15 protein-coding genes are annotated in these 16,081 nt (G+C 56.0%); 9 read left to right on the top strand and 6 right to left on the bottom strand.

All coding sequences use genetic code 11. From position 1 onward, the window contains the following. The first annotated feature begins 12 nt into the window (after window positions 1-12). Window positions 13-1,329, top strand: a complete 1,317-nt coding sequence (guaD, locus tag BN3796_RS06165) for a guanine deaminase (RefSeq protein WP_061707488.1) — start codon at window positions 13-15, stop codon at window positions 1,327-1,329. 39 nt (window positions 1,330-1,368) lie between these two features. Here guaD and uraH read toward each other — a convergent pair whose 3' ends face one another. Genes uraH through BN3796_RS06150 form a run of 3 tightly spaced genes read right to left on the bottom strand, consistent with a single transcriptional unit; the run spans window position 1,369 to window position 3,552 of the window. Beyond that, complete coding sequence (gene uraH / locus BN3796_RS06160; RefSeq protein ID WP_061707487.1) at window positions 1,369-1,695, bottom strand: hydroxyisourate hydrolase; 327 nt, start codon at window positions 1,693-1,695, stop codon at window positions 1,369-1,371. Next, window positions 1,692-2,192, bottom strand: a complete 501-nt coding sequence (gene uraD, locus BN3796_RS06155; RefSeq protein ID WP_061707486.1) for a 2-oxo-4-hydroxy-4-carboxy-5-ureidoimidazoline decarboxylase — start codon at window positions 2,190-2,192, stop codon at window positions 1,692-1,694. The genes uraH and uraD overlap by 4 nt, the downstream gene beginning before the upstream one ends. Beyond that, on the bottom strand, window positions 2,170-3,552 hold the full coding sequence (locus tag BN3796_RS06150; protein ID WP_061707562.1) for a nucleobase:cation symporter-2 family protein: 1,383 nt from the start codon (window positions 3,550-3,552) through the stop codon (window positions 2,170-2,172). Before BN3796_RS06150 ends, uraD begins: the two co-directional genes overlap by 23 nt. A gap of 340 nt (window positions 3,553-3,892) precedes the next feature. Between BN3796_RS06150 and hpxO the strand changes: the two genes are divergently transcribed. Continuing rightward, complete coding sequence (hpxO, locus tag BN3796_RS06145; protein WP_061707485.1) at window positions 3,893-5,047, top strand: FAD-dependent urate hydroxylase HpxO; 1,155 nt, start codon at window positions 3,893-3,895, stop codon at window positions 5,045-5,047. A 3-nt stretch (window positions 5,048-5,050) separates the two neighbouring features. Here the strand turns inward: hpxO and hpxR are convergent, their stop codons facing one another. Continuing rightward, a complete protein-coding gene (hpxR, locus tag BN3796_RS06140; RefSeq protein ID WP_061707484.1) occupies window positions 5,051-5,962 on the bottom strand; it encodes a LysR family hpxDE operon transcriptional regulator HpxR in 912 nt (303 codons plus the stop codon). 124 nt (window positions 5,963-6,086) lie between these two features. Here hpxR and hpxD point away from each other — a divergent pair, with 124 nt between their 5' ends. After that, entirely contained in the window at window positions 6,087-7,124 is a 1,038-nt protein-coding gene (gene hpxD / locus BN3796_RS06135) for a molybdenum cofactor-independent xanthine hydroxylase subunit HpxD (RefSeq protein ID WP_061707483.1), read from the top strand. A 12-nt stretch (window positions 7,125-7,136) separates the two neighbouring features. Then, on the top strand, window positions 7,137-8,102 hold the full coding sequence (locus BN3796_RS06130; RefSeq protein WP_061707482.1) for a PDR/VanB family oxidoreductase: 966 nt from the start codon (window positions 7,137-7,139) through the stop codon (window positions 8,100-8,102). Between the two features lies 1 nt (window position 8,103). Here BN3796_RS06130 and BN3796_RS06125 read toward each other — a convergent pair whose 3' ends face one another. Continuing rightward, window positions 8,104-8,568, bottom strand: coding sequence for an HPP family protein (locus BN3796_RS06125; protein WP_061707481.1), 465 nt, complete (start codon window positions 8,566-8,568; stop codon window positions 8,104-8,106). 92 nt (window positions 8,569-8,660) lie between these two features. On the opposite strand from BN3796_RS06125, the gene BN3796_RS06120 reads away from it, so the two are divergent. Continuing rightward, window positions 8,661-9,212, top strand: a complete 552-nt coding sequence (locus BN3796_RS06120; protein ID WP_061707480.1) for a TetR/AcrR family transcriptional regulator — start codon at window positions 8,661-8,663, stop codon at window positions 9,210-9,212. Between the two features lie 103 nt (window positions 9,213-9,315). Here BN3796_RS06120 and BN3796_RS06115 read toward each other — a convergent pair whose 3' ends face one another. Continuing rightward, window positions 9,316-10,173 carry an alpha/beta hydrolase family protein gene (locus tag BN3796_RS06115; protein ID WP_061707561.1) on the bottom strand — a complete coding sequence of 286 codons (858 nt, stop codon included), beginning with the start codon at window positions 10,171-10,173 and terminating at the stop codon, window positions 9,316-9,318. A 264-nt stretch (window positions 10,174-10,437) separates the two neighbouring features. Between BN3796_RS06115 and BN3796_RS06110 the strand changes: the two genes are divergently transcribed. The 4 genes from BN3796_RS06110 (at window position 10,438) to BN3796_RS06095 (ending at window position 16,011) form a co-directional block, all read left to right on the top strand. Next, window positions 10,438-10,803, top strand: coding sequence for a hypothetical protein (locus BN3796_RS06110; RefSeq protein WP_061707479.1), 366 nt, complete (start codon window positions 10,438-10,440; stop codon window positions 10,801-10,803). A gap of 10 nt (window positions 10,804-10,813) precedes the next feature. Then, complete coding sequence (locus BN3796_RS06105) at window positions 10,814-12,910, top strand: pyrroloquinoline quinone-dependent dehydrogenase (RefSeq protein ID WP_061707478.1); 2,097 nt, start codon at window positions 10,814-10,816, stop codon at window positions 12,908-12,910. Window positions 12,911-13,034: 124 nt separating this feature from the next. Next, window positions 13,035-13,823: a phosphotransferase family protein gene (locus BN3796_RS06100; protein ID WP_061707477.1), complete on the top strand. Its 789-nt coding sequence runs from the start codon at window positions 13,035-13,037 to the stop codon at window positions 13,821-13,823. A gap of 223 nt (window positions 13,824-14,046) precedes the next feature. After that, the gene (locus BN3796_RS06095) at window positions 14,047-16,011 is read left to right on the top strand and encodes a nuclease-related domain-containing DEAD/DEAH box helicase (protein WP_061707476.1); all 1,965 of its coding nucleotides are present in this window, start codon (window positions 14,047-14,049) and stop codon (window positions 16,009-16,011) included. Window positions 16,012-16,081: the final 70 nt, after the last annotated feature.

Raw genomic sequence — 16,081 nt, 5'->3', positions numbered from 1 at the left:
AGGACAGAGATAATGATGGAGTACCATACCGCCATTCGCGGCGCATTTTTCGATATCGCCGCCGTCGCCGACAGCGCTGACGATATCGCCCGCCACGCGCGCTATCTGGAGGACGGCGTGCTGTTTCTGCGGGACGGGCGTATCGAAGCGCTGCTGCCGTGGCAGGAGGGCGAACAGTATCTGCACCCCCTCAAAGGCTATCGCGATCTGCGCGGCAAGCTGCTGATGCCGGGCTTTGTTGATGCGCACGTGCACTATCCGCAAACCGAGATGATCGGCGCCTTTGGCGAACAGCTGCTGGAGTGGCTGACCACCTACACCTTCCCGGTGGAGAGCCAGTTTGCCGACGCCGCTTACGCCGCGGAGATCGCGCAGTTTTTTATAAGCCAGCTGCTGAGCCACGGCACCACCACCGCGCTGGTCTTTTGCACCCTCCATCCTGAATCGGTGGACTCGCTGTTCAGCGAAGCGCTGCGTCTTAATATGCGCCTGCTGGCCGGAAAGGTGATGATGGACCGCCACGCGCCGGACTACCTTAGCGAAAGCGCGGAGCAGAGCTACCGGCAGACCCGCGAGCTGATCCAGCGCTGGCACCAGCGGGGCCGTCTGGGCTACGCCATTACGCCACGCTTCGCCCCCACCTCGACGCCGGAGCTGCTGGCGGCGGTGCAGAAGCTGCGCGACGAGTTTCCCGACACTTGGCTGCATACCCATCTGAGTGAAAACCTCAACGAAGTGGCGTGGGTCAAAAGCCTGTGGCCGGAGCATGAACACTATCTCGGCGTCTACCACCACTACGGGCTGACCGGCGAACGCAGCGTTTTCGCCCACGGTATCCACCTGGCCGACGCGGAGTGGCAATGCCTGCATGATACCGGTTCGGCGGTGGCCTTTTGCCCCACCTCTAACCTCTTTCTCGGCAGCGGCCTGTTCCGTTTACCGACCTGCTGGCAGAAGCGGGTGCGGCTGGGGATCGGCAGCGACGTCGGCGCGGGGACTACCTTCAGCATGCTGCGCACCCTCGGAGAGGCCTATAAGGTGAGCCAGCTGCAAAGCTATCGCCTGCGCGCCAGCGAAGCGTTCTACCATGCCACCCTCGGCGGCGCGCGCGCCCTGCGCCTGGACGATAAGATTGGTAATTTCCAGCCCGGCAAAGAGGCCGATTTTGTGGCGATCGATCCGGCAGTCACGCCGCTGCAACGGTTACGCAGCGGGCGTTGCAAGGATATCTATGAGCAGCTGTTCGTGCTGATGACCCTCGGGGATGAGCGCAATATCAGCGAGACGTGGGTGAATGGCGAGCGCGTCTGGGGAGATGCCGCGCAGTAGCGTGGTGATGCCCCGGTGAGCAGTGCCAACGGGGGGATGTCAGCTGCCGCGATAGGTGGACCAGCCGCCGGGGGCGATCAGGAAGGGCAGATGATAGTGCTCATCTGCTGCCTCGCGGATAACAAAATCGATCTGCGCGCAGGGATAGAGCGTCTCCCGCCCGCTGGCGTCAAACCACTCTCCGATAAGGGCAATCAGCCGATAGCGTCCCGCCGCCAGCGGCCCGGCGCCCAGCTCGCCGATGCGCCCTTTCTTATCGGTCACGCCGTGGGCAATCTGCTCCCCCTCCCGCTCCAGCGCCACCCTTACCCCCTCTGCCGGCAGGCCAGTGGAGATATCCAGAATATGCGTGCTTAAGGTACTCATTCGCCAATGACTCCTTCCAGTCTGAGCAGCGTGATTTCGCGCAGCTGCGCTAACGCCTCCTGCACTTCTTCCCTCTCGCTGTTGCCTGAACGTCGCGACAGCGCCTGTAAAATTTCCTCCCCGCTGCGCCCTCTGGCGCGGATCAGAAAGACCCGACCAAATCGCGCCTCGTAGCGCGCGTTCCCCTCCCGCAGCGCCTGCGCCAGGCGGGCGTCGCGCTCGTTAACGTCTCCCTGCTCCTGCCGCGAGAGCGCCGCGTGCGCCTGCTCCCCCGCCGGTTTTTCACCGATACGCGGATGGGCGCTCAGCGCCTGGGTCAGCTCCGTTTCGCCCCACGCCTGCATCAGATACTTCGCGGCGTGGAGCAGGTCGCTTCGCGTGCGCCAGGGGCGGCCGTCAGCCAGCGCGTTTGCCCAGCCGGGAATGGCCACGCAGGGCGCCAGCAGGGCGGCGGCCTCCGGGCCGCTTAGCTGGTTAAAGTGATTCAACGCGATCATCCGTGCTCCTTGTACTGGTTTCAACGGCCGGTTTCTCTTCCGGGATAATCAGATTAAGAACGATAGCCACCAGCCCGCCGCAGGTGGCTGCGGAACCAAACAGGTTGCCGACAATCGGCGGGAAATGGGTCAGAAACGCGGGGACCGCCTCGATGCCGAGCCCAAAACCAAATGCCAGCCCGACAATCAGCATATCGCGGCGGGTCAGCGGCTTCTGGGTGACAATGCGGATCCCCGCCGCCACCACGCAGCCAAACATCACCATCGTCGCACCGCCCAGCACCGGGGCGGGGATCTGACGCAGGATCTCGCCAAACGGCGGAAAGAGGCCCAGCAGGATCAGAATCACCCCGATGTAGCGCCCGACGTAGCGGCTGGCGACGCCGGTCATCTGGATCACGCCGTTGTTTTGCGCAAAGGTGGTGTTAGGAAAGGCGCAGAGCATCGCCGCCACCATGCAGCTGATGCCGTCTGCCAGAATGCCCCCTTTCAGCCGGGAGCGAAAGGCGCCGTCATCGATCGACTGCTGTGAAATCAGGCTGTTGGCCGTCAGGTCGCCAACCGCTTCCAGAATACAGACCAGCGACACCAGCGCAATCGGCAAAAAGATGGCGCCGTTGAACTGAAATCCAAACGGAAAAAGCTGCGGCAGGCGGAACCAGACATCCCCTACCGGTTTAAGCTGGAACATGCCGCTCAGCGCCGCCGCGACGCAGCCGACAGCAATCCCGATGACCACCGACGAAAGACGCAGCCAGCGGTTTTTCACGCAACTCAGCAGAACGATGATGCCCAGCGTCCCTGCGCCCAGCGCGATATTGTCCATGCTGGCAAAGGTGGCGGCGTGCTCCCCGCCGCACCAGTTAATGATGCTGACTTTTATCAGGCTCATCCCGATAAGCGCAATCACGCTGCCGGTAATGACCGGGGTAAAAATTCGCTTCAGCGGTTCAATAAAGCGGCTGACAATACAGGGAACCAGCGCGGCGATGAAGTTGACGCCAAACAGCATCGCCATAATATCCTGCGGCGTACCGCCCTGCCCCTTAACCCACATTCCTCCGGCAATCGCCACGCCGAGAAAGGCGAAGCTGGTGCCCTGCATACAGATCATCCCGGCGCCAATGCCCCACGCGCGGTTAGCCTGTAAAAAGGTGCCGATCCCGGAGGCCAGCAGCGACATGCTGATCAAATAGGGCAGCCAGTCGCCCAGCCCCAGCGCCGCGCCGATAATCAGCGGCGGGGTAATAATCCCCACCAGCCCGGCCAGCACGTGCTGCAGGGCGCTGAAAAAAGCCGGAAGCGGCGGGATCTGCTGCTCCAGGCCATAGAGTAAGCCACCGTTCTTTTCCTCTGACATGCGATTCATCCCGTTGCGAATAAGCGTCCAGAAGAGGTGCATAAACCAGGCCAGAATCGCTCACATTTTCGCAACATTGATTTTTAGCCTGTTTTACAGGCAGTTATGACTGTTTCCTGTCACCTGCTCCTTGTCTCGTTCATACCACCCTTATGAAACATTAGATTCTTAATACACCATTAAGAAATTATTGATTCATAAAAGGGCGAACAGCGCGCGGTTATGCACCCGTTTTGTGCAACCCGCCACGCATCACGCGCCCGTTCCGCCAGCCGGGCGTCGTTGCCATTGTGGTACGCAAATTGCTCCTCCCATTACGACACGGGTAAAGGAGGAATAAATGAAAGCATTGGTTATCGGCGGCGGCATTGGCGGCCTGAGCGCGGCGGTGGCGCTAAGAAACGCAGGGATCGACTGCGAGGTTTTTGAAGCCGTCAAAGAGATTAAGCCGGTGGGTGCGGCCATCTCCATCTGGCCTAACGGCGTGAAGTGCATGCAGCATTTAGGCATGGGCGAGATTATCGAGAATTACGGCGGCCCGATGCATTTTCTGGCCTATAAGGAGTACCTGCGGGGGGAGACGCTGACGCAGTTCAGCCTCGCGCCGCTGGTGGCGCGCACCGGCGGACGCCCCTGCCCGGTCTCCCGCGCTGAGCTGCAGCGCGAGATGCTCGACTTCTGGGGACGCGACGCCGTGCAGTTTGGTAAACGGGTCACCCGCTGCGAAGAGTTCGCCGACGGGGTGCGCGTCTGGTTTACCGACGGCTCGACGGCGCAGGGGGATTTTCTGATTGCCGCCGACGGCAGCCATTCGGCGCTGCGCCCCTTTGTGCTCGGCTATACCCCGGAGCGCCGCTACGCGGGCTATGTGAACTGGAACGGGCTGGTGGAGATCGATGAAGAGATTGCGCCGGGCAACCAGTGGACCACCTTTGTCGGGGAAGGGAAACGCGTCTCCCTGATGCCGGTCTCCGGCGGCCGGTTCTACTTTTTCTTTGATGTGCCGCTCCCGGCGGGGCTGGCGGAGGATCGCAGCACCCTGCGCGCCGATCTCAGCCGTTACTTTCAGGGGTGGGCAGCGCCGGTGCAGAAGCTGATTGCCGCGCTCGATCCGCAGACCACCAACCGGATCGAAATTCATGATATCGAACCGTTCGACAGGCTGGCGCGCGGCAGGGTGGCGCTGCTGGGCGATGCGGGACACAGCACGACGCCCGATATCGGCCAGGGCGGCTGCGCGGCGATGGAGGATGCGGTGGTGCTGGGGGATCTCTTCCGCCAGCGCCGCGACATTGCCGACACGCTGCGCCAGTATGAAGCGCTGCGCTGCGACCGGGTGCGCGATCTGGTGCTGAAGGCGCGTAAACGGTGCGATGTTACCCACGGCAAGAATATGGCGCTGACCCAGGCCTGGTATCATGAGCTGAAGGAAGAGACCGGAGAGCGGATCATCAACGGCCTGTGCGAAACCATTCAGGGCGGTCCGTTAGGCTGACGGTTACGCGCTCTCCTGCATCGCCTCCATCACCGCGGTCAGCTTCTGGATCGTCATTTGCGCCGGTCGCGAAAGCTGCCGGGAGGGGGCGGTACAGAGGGCCAGCGTGAGCGGTCGCAGCAGTGCGTTGCGCAGCGGGACAAAAGCCAGCTGCCTGCTCCTCACCTCATCCAGCACGTCCAGGCGGCTGAGCAGGGTGACGCCACTGCCCCTCAGCACCAGCGACTTGATCAGCCGGATATCGTTGCAGCTGATGCTGTTTGCCGGAGAAAAATCATAATGGCGATAGAGCATCGCCACCCGCTCATGCACGATAAGCGGCGCACCGGGAATAATATGCCGCTCCCCGCTAAGCTCCCCCAGGGAGATCGTCGCCGCCTGCGCCAGGGCATGCTCCGGGAGCATCACCACTCCCATCTCCAGCTCGGCAAAAGCCAGCACGCTCAGCCCCGCCTGCCCTTCGGGATCGAGGATCAGGCCGAAATCGAGATCCGCCTGCCGCACCCTCTGGTTGACGGTATGGCTGTCGGCCACCTGCAGATTAAGCTCCAGCCACGGCCAGCCGCTGATAATCTCCGCCAGCGCGGCGGCAAAACTCCCCTCGGCGAGCGCCTGCACCATGCCCACGCTGACGGTGCCGCGTTTTAGCCCCTGCAGTTCATCAAATTTTTGCCGCGTAAGCTGAAACTCTTTCTGCCAGCGAAGCAGGTCGTTGTAGAGCAGCTCGCCGGCGGTGGTCATGCGCAGCCCTTCCGGCAGACGCTCGAATAAAGGGGTGCCGAAGGCCTCCTCCGCCTGCAGGATTTGCCGGTTAATGGCCGAGGGGGAGATATGCAATTTTTCGGCCGCCCGCCGCAGGCTGCCGCTGCGGGCTACCTCGGCAAAATAGGTCGCGAAACGCGAAAAGGGGCTCATCGTTTGCCTGTTCTCTTTTTTGCAACGGATAGCTGAAATAATGGCGATGGATGTCAACACCCTAATATGGCAACAATAAACTCACAACAATTAAACAACTATTTTGTGAGCAGGAAGAGACGCCATGAAGAGAGCCCAACCCACCCCACCCGCCCATTGCACCTTCGATCCTGAAGACTGGCTGCGCCTGGCATCATGCTGGCATCCGGTCGCCCGCGCCTGCGATATCGGCCCCGCGCCGGTGAAAGCCGTGCTGCTCGATGAGCAGCTGGTGATCTACCGCATCAAGGGCCAGGTGGTGGTCGCGCGTGACGTCTGCCCCCATCGCGGCGTGCCGCTGACGCTCGGCTTTCACGACGAAGAAGGCATCGTCTGCCCCTATCACGGGCTGCGCTTCGGCGAAGATGGCCGCTGCAATCGCATCCCTTCCAGCCCTGACCAGCCGATACCGGCTAAGCTTCACCTCACCAGCTTTGCGGTGGAGGAGCGCTATGGGCTGATCTGGACCTGCCTGGCCTTCGACCCGGAAAACCCGCAGCCGCTGCCGGTAATGCCGCACTGGGATGACGAGGGGTTTCAGCAGATCAACTGCCCGGCCTTTGAGGTCAACGGCTTCGCGGGCCGTCAGGTGGAAGGCTTTCTGGATGTCGCCCATTTCGCGTGGATCCACACCGAGACCTTCGCCGATCCCGATAACCAGCGGGTGCCGGACTATAACCCGCAGGAGACCGCTTTCGGTTTTATCGCCGACTACTGGAGCTCCGTCGGCAACTACCCCGCCAGCTCCGAATTTCGCGCCCCGGAGGGGTTCCAGTGGCTGCGCCATTTCGAGATGCATCTGCCCTTTACCGCCACCCTGACCATCCATTTCCCCGGTGACGCCAGGCTGGTCATCATGAATGCCGCCTCGCCGGTCTCGTCACGCATCACCCGGATGTTCGCCCCCATCGCTCGCAATTTCGACCTGCACGTGCCGGTGGAAGAGGTGCATGCATTTAACCTGCGCGTCTTTGAGGAGGATCGGCTGATGGTGGAGACCCAGCGCCCGGAGAGACTGCCGCTGGATTTAACCCTGGAAGCGCACATCCCCGCCGACCGCAGCTCTATCGCCTATCGGCGCGGGCTGAAGAAGATGGGCTTTGGCGACTTTTTCCTCGTCTGAGTGGAGGTGAGCATGGATCTGTTAACGGTTGTTGTGGACGGCCTCTGGCGTCAGGGAAGCCGCAGCCTCGCCGTCAGGCTGGTGGCGCAGGACGGTCAGCCGCTTCCCGGCTGGCAGCCCGGGGCGCATATCGACCTTCATCTCCCCTGCGGGCTGATCCGCCAGTATTCGCTCACCGGGCCGGAGAGCGCTGATGAAGGTTACCTGATCTGCGTGGCGCTGGAGAGCGCGTCCCGGGGCGGATCCCGCTATATCCACCAGCAGCTGCGACCCGGCCAGACGCTGCTGATCTCCCGCCCGCGCAACCTCTTTGCGCTACAGACGGCGGAACGGGTGACGCTGCTGGCCGCCGGGATCGGTATCACCCCGCTCTACGCCATGGCGCTGCGGCTGGAGGCGGACGGGGTGCCGTTTACGCTGCACTACTACCTTAAACACCCGCAGCAGGGGGCGTTCGTGCGCGAGCTCCGCCAGCGCTTCGGCGTTGGCCAGTGCCATATCCACAGCTCCAGCGAAGGGCAAAGCGCCCGGCTGCATCTCTGTGTTGCGCTGGCGGAGCCCCTGCCCGGCCATTCCGTTTACCTCTGCGGACCGGAAGGATTTATGGCCAGCGCGCGCCGCGTGGCGCGGGAGAAGGGCTGGCCGGATGAGCAGATCCACAGCGAAGCTTTCCAGCCTGTCGCCCTGGAGACGAGCGCGCAGGGAGATGACACGTTTCGCATTACCCTCGCCTCCTCCGGCGAACAGTGGCCGGTGCCGCCTGATAAAACCATCGCACAGGTTCTGCAGGAGAACGGCGTCGACATCCCCCTCTCCTGCGAGATGGGCATTTGCGGCGCCTGTCTGACGCCGGTTATCGAGGGGATTGTGGACCATCGCGACACGGTCCAGTCGGAGGCGGAGAAGTCGGCCAGCGCGCAGCAGATTGCGCTCTGCTGCTCGCGCAGCCGCTCGGCGAATCTTTGTCTGGATTTATAAACTACCTGATAGCGGGTTTTCTCGCGCCAGCCTGGCGTAAATAACGTAACAGCCACCCAAGCAATACGATAACGCAGGCTCCGGATAAAACGGGCGAGACCAGAAAAGCCCAGCCTTGTCCCCCGAGCATAATGAGAACCGGATTCGCACCGGCGGGAGGATGAGTCGTATCGGTCAGTAGCATCATCGTGACCGCCAGGCCTGAAGCCAGCGCCAGGGTGAGTGGGTTTACCCCAACCCACTGTACAAAGCCCACCCCAATCAAAGCGGTAAGGAAATGGCCCAGAATGACGTTTTTAGGCCGGGCCAGGGGGCTTTCCGGTAAACCGAACACCAGCACGGTGGTGGCCCCGAAGGGCGCCATCAGGAGTATCCACCCTGACTGTAACGTATCAATGTAGGCCAGCATACCGATCGCCAGCGCAGCGCCCATCCCAGCTAAAGCGTAACCAGGTAATTTCTTCATTTTAATCACTCCCAGTAGGTAGACAGATTTGTCTACACACTAAAATAGACAAACTTGTCTACTTAAGTCAATATGGCGTGAAGGAGGCGATCATGAACGATAAAAAGCAGCAGTTAATAATTACCGCACTGAATTTATTCAATGAACGAGGTATTAATTCCGTAGGGATTAATGAAGTGCTTGCCGTCTCGGGAATTGCCAAGCGAACGCTCTACCTTCACTTTTCGGGTAAAGATGAGCTCATTCTCGCCACGCTCGCCTGGCGTGACGGCATCTTTCTCCGCTGGCTTGCAGAAAGGTTATCGGGTGCCTCTTCTGCGGAAAGCGTGGTCTCATCCCTCTTCCAGGCACTGGATGACTGGTTTCGAAATGAGGTGCAGGAATTACGCCCCTTTAATGGCTGTTTTTTTATTAATACTGCGGCAGAAATGCGCTCTCCCGCCAGCCCAATTGGTCAGTACTGTCATGACCATAAAATGAAAGTGCGGGAACTGCTCAGGCAGCATTTACCGGATATGGACGAGGAGTTTATCGATCTGCTTTGTTTTTTAAAGGAAGGTGCCATAGTGTCGGCATATGTGAATCAGGATAAAGAGGCGGCTAAAAAATGTTTGTCGCTGGCGATAAAGGCGCTGAATCACTGATAGCTAACCTTTATGTATTTAGCGGGAGAGATTATTAGCCCCGCCCTGTTCACAGCGATAAAAAAATTGTTTCGGGCCGCCAAAAGCGCGGGCAAGGCAGTTTTTAACGCAGGCACTCCCGCGCCAGCCAGCTACCTACCTCGGGCCATAATGTTTCCGCGCACCGGCTACGAAAAAAACCCATATGGCCCACGGAGGGAATACCAAAGTCCGCATGGCGTATTTCGCGGCGTTCTATTTTTGCGTTTTTCACCGGTCCCATCAGCCGCGTAATCGCGTCCGGGTTAGCCCAGGGATCGTCATCAAAACCCAGGACCAGCAGAGGTAATGTGACCTCACCGGCCCGGCGGCGAGCATCCCACCGCGGATCGCTATAGAAGTAGTCGGGCATTGCGCTCCAGCGCCCCCATTGTTGCATTACCGGAGCAGGGAGATCTTCGCCCAGTCCGAGGCGCCTGGCGGGCATATAGCCGAAGAGACGGCAAAGAACCGGAGCAAGCACACGTAATACGCACCACACCCTGACCTTCTCCACAGTGCGTTTGATTGTGCGGGTGGCGCCCGCGTGCGATGCAACAATTACCGCCGCATGCAGCGACCGGGTGGCCGACGAAAGCAGAATGGCATGTCCGCCCACGCTGTGCCCAACCGCCATCATGCGAAGCGCGGGGAAACGTGATTTCGCCCAGTCTGTTACGCAACTGACATCCTGCTCGATCCAGTCGGACATCGACACGTTGCAGCCTCGCAGCATTCCTGTCCTGGAGCGACCTGTCCCCCGATAGTCGTAGGTCACAACGTTGAAGCCAGCTTCATAAAGATAATCAGCGAAGCTCTTGTAAAATGCCTGTACTACCGCCGTCGCAGGATGAAGGATCACCGTGCCTTTCGCATCGCTTCTCTCCCACAGCGTGGCGGTCAGAATACCGCCCTGTTTGACAGGTATCGTTATCACATTCATAAAGTGCGACTCGTCTATGTGGTCATACCAGTTTGCATAGACTGTAGCTTCAGCAGATGAACCTGTCGATTTTTTGGCTAAGTATTGTGACCTCAGCCCACTACTTTTGCCGCCCGCCACTAAACGGCCCAGATAAAAATCCTTCTTCTATACTCAGTTACGTTAAGTGAACTATGCCGCCGTTGTTGCCCGGCGCGATAACTGGCGCATTAGCCCACCACAACATCTTGTTAATTGTTCACTTTTGAGAGGGGTTTTCCTGGTATGTTGCACTCTTCATCCTCACGCCTCGGCGTTCTGCTGCTGCTGCTGTCAGCCGTGGTTGGCTTCGCGGTAGCGCTGTACGCGTGGCTGACGCCGCTCACCGGCGTAACCGGCACGATTGGCGCGCTGGGCGTAGCCATCGACTGCGTGCTGCTGGCGCTGCTCACCTTTATCCTGCTGCGCGCATCCCGTCGCGGATGGCGTATTCTCCTGATCGTTATCACCCTTGTGATGTTGATCGGTATCGGTTTTGCTGGCGCGCTGCTGCACCAGTACATCATTACCGCAGCAATGGTGGTCGGCCTGATTGGCCTGATTGCGCTCTGCAAAAGTCCCATTCATCCCCGTCATAGCGCCAGAGTCTGAGGAGCAGTCCGTGAATAACGATAAACACACCCCATTACTGAAAATCAGCATGACCGCGCTGGCGTTACTGGTCGCTCCCCTGCCGCTCCAGGCGCAGGAGAAAGCCCCTCAGGCGACGATGGGCGCCCGGGATGAGGCCAGCGCGGATGCGGCCAATCAGCAGGAGGCGGGAACCACAAAAACCACTGACGATGCCTCGACGGGCAATAACGACGGGCAGAAAGTGGAATCGGCCACGCCGCCTGCGACATCACTGGTCCCGGATAAGGCCACCTGGGACAGCTTTCACGGTCAGCTGAACGCCCAGAAATACAGCCCGCTGACGCAGATCACCGCGGAGAACGTCAATAAGTTAACCAAGGTCTGGGAGTTCCATACCGGCGACGTTTCGGACGGAAAAGGCGACACGCCAGCCACCGTCTGGTCCGCGACGCCGATCTTCGCCAACGAGACGATCTACATCGGTACGCCTTTCGATCGCCTGATCGCGCTCGATCCTGGTACCGGGAAGGAGAAGTGGCACTACGACACCAAATCGTCACGCAAGGCCCTGACCCAGCCGGTGCTGAAAAACCGGGGCGTCTCTTACTGGCAGGCGAAAAACCCGGTTGCCGGCGAGGCGTGCCAGAAGATCGTCTATATGGGCACCGTGGATGGCAAGCTCTACGCGCTGGACGCCGATTCCGGCAAGCCGTGCAGCGGCTTTGCTGACAATGGCGTGCTGAACATCAATCAGTGGAACACGGTTAACGCCAAATACCCGCTTTCTATTCTGCAACCACCTACCGTCGTTGGTAACCATCTGCTGGTTGGCTGGGCAGGCAAAGACTGGGCCTATGCCGAAGCGCCTCCGGGCACCGTCTTCTCCATCAACGCGCAGACCGGCGAGCGCGAGTGGAGCTTTGACGCTATCCCTCCCGAGATCCGCCAAAAAACCGGTACGGCTAACGTCTGGACCCATATGTCCGCCGATGAGGCTAACGGGCTGGTCTATCTGCCGGTCTCCTCTCCGTCACCGAATTACTGGGGCGGCAACCGCGTTAAACCAATCCCGCTTGGCACCTCCACCACCGCGCTCGATATCAACACCGGCAAAGTGGTCTGGTCCCGTCAGTGGGTACATCACGACGTGTGGGATTATGACATTAACTCCGCGCCGACCCTGATGGATATTACGGTCGACGGCAAACCGATCCCGGCGCTGGTACAGGCGACCAAGCAGGGCTTCCTGTTTGTTGTGAACCGTCTGACGGGGGAAGATGTCTGGCCGATTGAGGAGCGTCCGGTGCCGCAGGGGGATGGCTCGGTGAAAGGTGAAGTGCTCTCGCCCACGCAGCCTTTCCCGACCAAACCCGCGCCGCTGCTCGATCAGTCGAAGAAGCCTGAGATCTGGAAACTGGCGGATATGGTAGGCGCCGGTCAGTGTTCCCGTCTGTGGGATAAGCTGACCTATGAGGGGATGTACACGCCGCCCACCACGAAGGGCGAAGGTACCCTGACCTATCCGGACAGCGCCGGTGGCGTCCAGTGGGGCGGCGTGGCGTTCGATCCACACAAACAGATCGCCATCGTGAACACCTCGCATATTGTGCAGTATGTGAAGCTCTACAGCCGCGAAGATTATGACAAAGCGGATAAAGGTTCCGGTAACGAGAGCGGCTTTGCGCCACAGGAAGGCGCCCCTTACGGTATGCGTCTGATGGTCGCCAGCAACTGGCTCGGTATGCCATGCTGGCAGCCGCCGTTTGGTGAAATTGTGGCGCTGGATATGCACACCGGCGACGTGAAATGGCGCCGTCCGATTGGCGCCTCCCAGCAGTATGGCTTCTTTATGCCGGAAAGCTGGGGCTCGCCAACCATCGGCGGCCCGGCGGTGACAGCGGGCGGCGTGGTCTTTATCGGCGCCTCGATGGATGCCAAAGTCCGCGCCTACTCGGTGGAGACCGGGGAAGAGCTGTGGTCCGATCAGGCGGAAGCGCCTGCGGTCGCCAACCCGTCGATCTACGAATACAAAGGCCGGCAGTATGTCGCCTTCGTCGCCGGGGGGAATACCATCCTGAAGGATCAGGTGGGCGATCAGGTGGTGGTTTACGCCCTGCCTGAATAAGCAACGGCAGAATCGCACTGCATCCAAGTGGGGCCTTAGCGCCCCACTTTTTTTGGGTGGGGGCCGTTGTGGTGAGTACACTCAAACCAGAGCAATCGACCCACTAATTCTGACGAGAGAGTGTATGTCTGCCATGGATTTATCCAGAATGGGCACCGCGAAAGTAACGCTGAACGTGAGTAGTTGCGGTGATACAGTTATTGAAAAATGTCCGGTTGGGGAGGTGGAGTATAGTTTTTATCAATACGCTGCAAGGGAGTTAAATCAGGCGGGAATTGCGACCCCAGAACTCTTATCCGCTGACGCCACCCTGCGTAAGTTAAGAATGGAATATATTCCTCACAAGCTTGAACAAATCGACATCGCAGCTGATGATGTCATCGTTATACTGGGACGCTTACATTCTTTTCCTGCGGATCCTGAATGGTGTTACCACCCCCACTTATGGTCAGAACGCGCACTCGAAAAATCCCTCATCCTCCTGGCATTACCTGATAAAAGCGCCCGACAGCTACGGCTGCTTCAGAAATGTAGCGATGTTTTGTTTAGCTATCAAAACCTGATTTCCGGGGACAGCAATGCTGGCAACTGGGGCAGAAGAGAAAACGGTGATTTAGTTCTTTTCGACTGGGAAAGATTTGGAAAAGGAAGTCCCGCCATCGTTCTGGCCCCTCTGATAAAAAGTATGGGTACGAAGCAAACATTTATTGATATCGCTGAACGCTATTGCCAGCATTCTCACCTCTCTGATTTTAAAGCGTTAGCAAGAGAAATTGCCATTGCCAAAGCATGGATTGTCACCGAAGTGATTGTGCTCCTTGATGAACGGCAAAAGGTAGAATTTCCTTTGTATCTCAACTGGTACAGGGAACATCTTCCAGGCTGGTTAGATGATATAGTCAAAATGCTGTGAATGGCGGTTAAAGCGTGCTGCTCACTATAGACAAAGGTGTCCGCGCCTCGCTCAAAAGGAGATCGGCCCGCGTGTTGGTACGCTTTGTGTCGGAAGCGAAAGTAGCCAACATTGTTATCTGTGTAAATTGAAAGGGAATATGTCAAGTTGTTATGTCATCCTTGTTTCTTTTAGATCATATAGTAAATTATAGGTGGTCATTCATTATAAAGAGAGTGTTAGCGTGTCTATCCTTCATCCAGCTTTGGAAAACATACTCCGTTTAAAGGTTGCGCCCACTCCCGGTGAGCTTCACTTGTTAAATCACCTTACGGAGAACTTGGATGATAGCTACGAAATTTTCTTTAATCCATTTATTGATGGGGATCGCCCTGATTTTATCATTCTTAAAAGAAACACGGCAATGTTTATTATTGAAGTGAAGGACTATAACCTAATTAATTATAGTGTGGATGCTTTTAATAAATGGCAAGTTCGTTCTGAAAAAGGGGTATCGAAGATTTCATCACCTCAATCACAAGCTTTCAGATATAAGTCAAATTTATATAATCTACATTTACCAGTATTAGGTCTGTCTTATCTAAAAAATCGCAATTTTTTTAACATTGTCCAGCCGTTTGTTTATTTACACAAAGGTAATAAAGCCAATATAGATTCGTTATATTCCCACGCCCAGAGTGAATTGATGGCGCGATCTAAGTATATTGATGCACAATACAGGAATAAAGAAATTTCTATAGAGCAATACAATCAACAGGCAGACAAAATCTCGCGGCTAAAAAGAAAATTAACTAGAGATAAGTCCATGGCTTACGGCGCTGATCGAATAAAAGAACTCGTTAATAAAATTAAAAGCTTTAAGCCACATGTCCTATTCGACGATCGTGTGTATGACGATTTTAAAAGACGCTTGATGCCAAGCGACCATACGTTAAAACAGGGAAAAAAAATCTTCTTAGATAAGCGTCAGAGTAAGTTGGCAATAAGCGTGTCTGGAAAAGAAAAGATTAAGGGTGTAGCAGGCTGTGGCAAAACTACTATAATTGCAAATCGAGCGGTAAATGCATTTCATCGGCATGATGATATTGTATTGATTCTGACTTTCAATATTACACTAAAAAACCTCATTAAAGACCGAATTAGCGATGTTCTTGGTTATCGAGACGATCAACATTTCGCAGTGACAAATTATCATCAGTTTTTCATGTCTCAATTGATTGAGACAGAACAGGATGTCAGTGAATTGATTGAAAAATATGGATTTAATGAATTATTTAACCGTGATTTATTCAGCGGTTTTTCTGTTAGTAAGTATCAGACAATTTTGATTGATGAAGTTCAGGACTTTGAAAATGAATGGGTAAAAATTATTCGTGACAACTTCCTCAATCACGAGGGTGAAATGGTTCTGTTTGGTGACGAATCACAAAATATATATGATAGAGATAGCAAAAGAGCGGCCGTCATCGCGCAGGGATTTGGTGAGTGGAAGAAATTAAGTCGTTCCTATCGTACAAGCAGCAACTCGCCTTTAAATCGAATTTTCAAAGATTATCAATTGAAGTATCTGGTCGAAAAACATGCAGATTTAGATTTATTTGAACAACAAAATATCCAGTCAGGAATGAATTTTGATATTATTAAATATCACTTCTTTCCATCCGACTGGGAAAGTAAATGCTTTGAAAAAATTCAAAGCTACATCAGAAATTATAGTTTCAATCCAAATGATATTGTTATTCTTTCGTCTAATATTTTTCTTGTTCGTCGATTAAATGAAAGATTCAATGAATTTGAAAATACCACCTGTATGTTTGAAACATATGAAGAACTAATTGAACTCCTACCTGAAGGGAGGAAGCATTACGATATCAATAAATTAAAATCGCTTACAAAAGAGGAGTTGCGTGATTTTATTAAGCGACATGCCGGTATAAAAACTAATATTGAGCGGGTAAGAAGGACAAAGAAAAATCATTTTTATCCGAATAGTGGATTGATCAAACTATCCACGATACATAGTTATAAAGGTCTGGAGTCTAAAACCGTATTTTATATTATGGATGACAAGGATACTCCTGAGATTATCTATACATCGATCACACGATCTATTGAAAACCTCATTATCTTGGATAAAAGTAGTGATGGGAAATATACAAATTTTTTCAGCGAAATTAATGCGAATTGAAAAAAATCTATACAGCTAAGCTGTAAACAGCCCGCTTTCACTTTTAGAGATCTTCCGGCAAACCAACTTC

The sequence above is a fragment of the Pseudenterobacter timonensis genome (genome assembly GCF_900021175.1).
Classification (GTDB): domain Bacteria; phylum Pseudomonadota; class Gammaproteobacteria; order Enterobacterales; family Enterobacteriaceae; genus Enterobacter; species Enterobacter timonensis.
The sequence above is the reverse complement of the archived record's forward strand: the minus strand, read 5'-3'. Positions and strand labels throughout refer to the sequence as shown.

Bases quoted from the DNA above. Each gene is read 5' to 3' on its own strand.
- guaD (WP_061707488.1), top strand. From the start codon at position 13: ATGATGGAGTACCATACCGCCATTCGCGGCGCATTTTTCGATATCGCC.
- uraH (WP_061707487.1), bottom strand. From the start codon at position 1,695: ATGAGTACCTTAAGCACGCATATTCTGGATATCTCCACTGGCCTGCCG.
- uraD (WP_061707486.1), bottom strand. From the start codon at position 2,192: ATGATCGCGTTGAATCACTTTAACCAGCTAAGCGGCCCGGAGGCCGCC.
- BN3796_RS06150 (WP_061707562.1), bottom strand. From the start codon at position 3,552: ATGTCAGAGGAAAAGAACGGTGGCTTACTCTATGGCCTGGAGCAGCAG.
- hpxO (WP_061707485.1), top strand. From the start codon at position 3,893: ATGAAAGCATTGGTTATCGGCGGCGGCATTGGCGGCCTGAGCGCGGCG.
- hpxR (WP_061707484.1), bottom strand. From the start codon at position 5,962: ATGAGCCCCTTTTCGCGTTTCGCGACCTATTTTGCCGAGGTAGCCCGC.
- hpxD (WP_061707483.1), top strand. From the start codon at position 6,087: ATGAAGAGAGCCCAACCCACCCCACCCGCCCATTGCACCTTCGATCCT.
- BN3796_RS06130 (WP_061707482.1), top strand. From the start codon at position 7,137: ATGGATCTGTTAACGGTTGTTGTGGACGGCCTCTGGCGTCAGGGAAGC.
- BN3796_RS06125 (WP_061707481.1), bottom strand. From the start codon at position 8,568: ATGAAGAAATTACCTGGTTACGCTTTAGCTGGGATGGGCGCTGCGCTG.
- BN3796_RS06120 (WP_061707480.1), top strand. From the start codon at position 8,661: ATGAACGATAAAAAGCAGCAGTTAATAATTACCGCACTGAATTTATTC.
- BN3796_RS06115 (WP_061707561.1), bottom strand. From the start codon at position 10,173: ATGAATGTGATAACGATACCTGTCAAACAGGGCGGTATTCTGACCGCC.
- BN3796_RS06110 (WP_061707479.1), top strand. From the start codon at position 10,438: ATGTTGCACTCTTCATCCTCACGCCTCGGCGTTCTGCTGCTGCTGCTG.
- BN3796_RS06100 (WP_061707477.1), top strand. From the start codon at position 13,035: ATGTCTGCCATGGATTTATCCAGAATGGGCACCGCGAAAGTAACGCTG.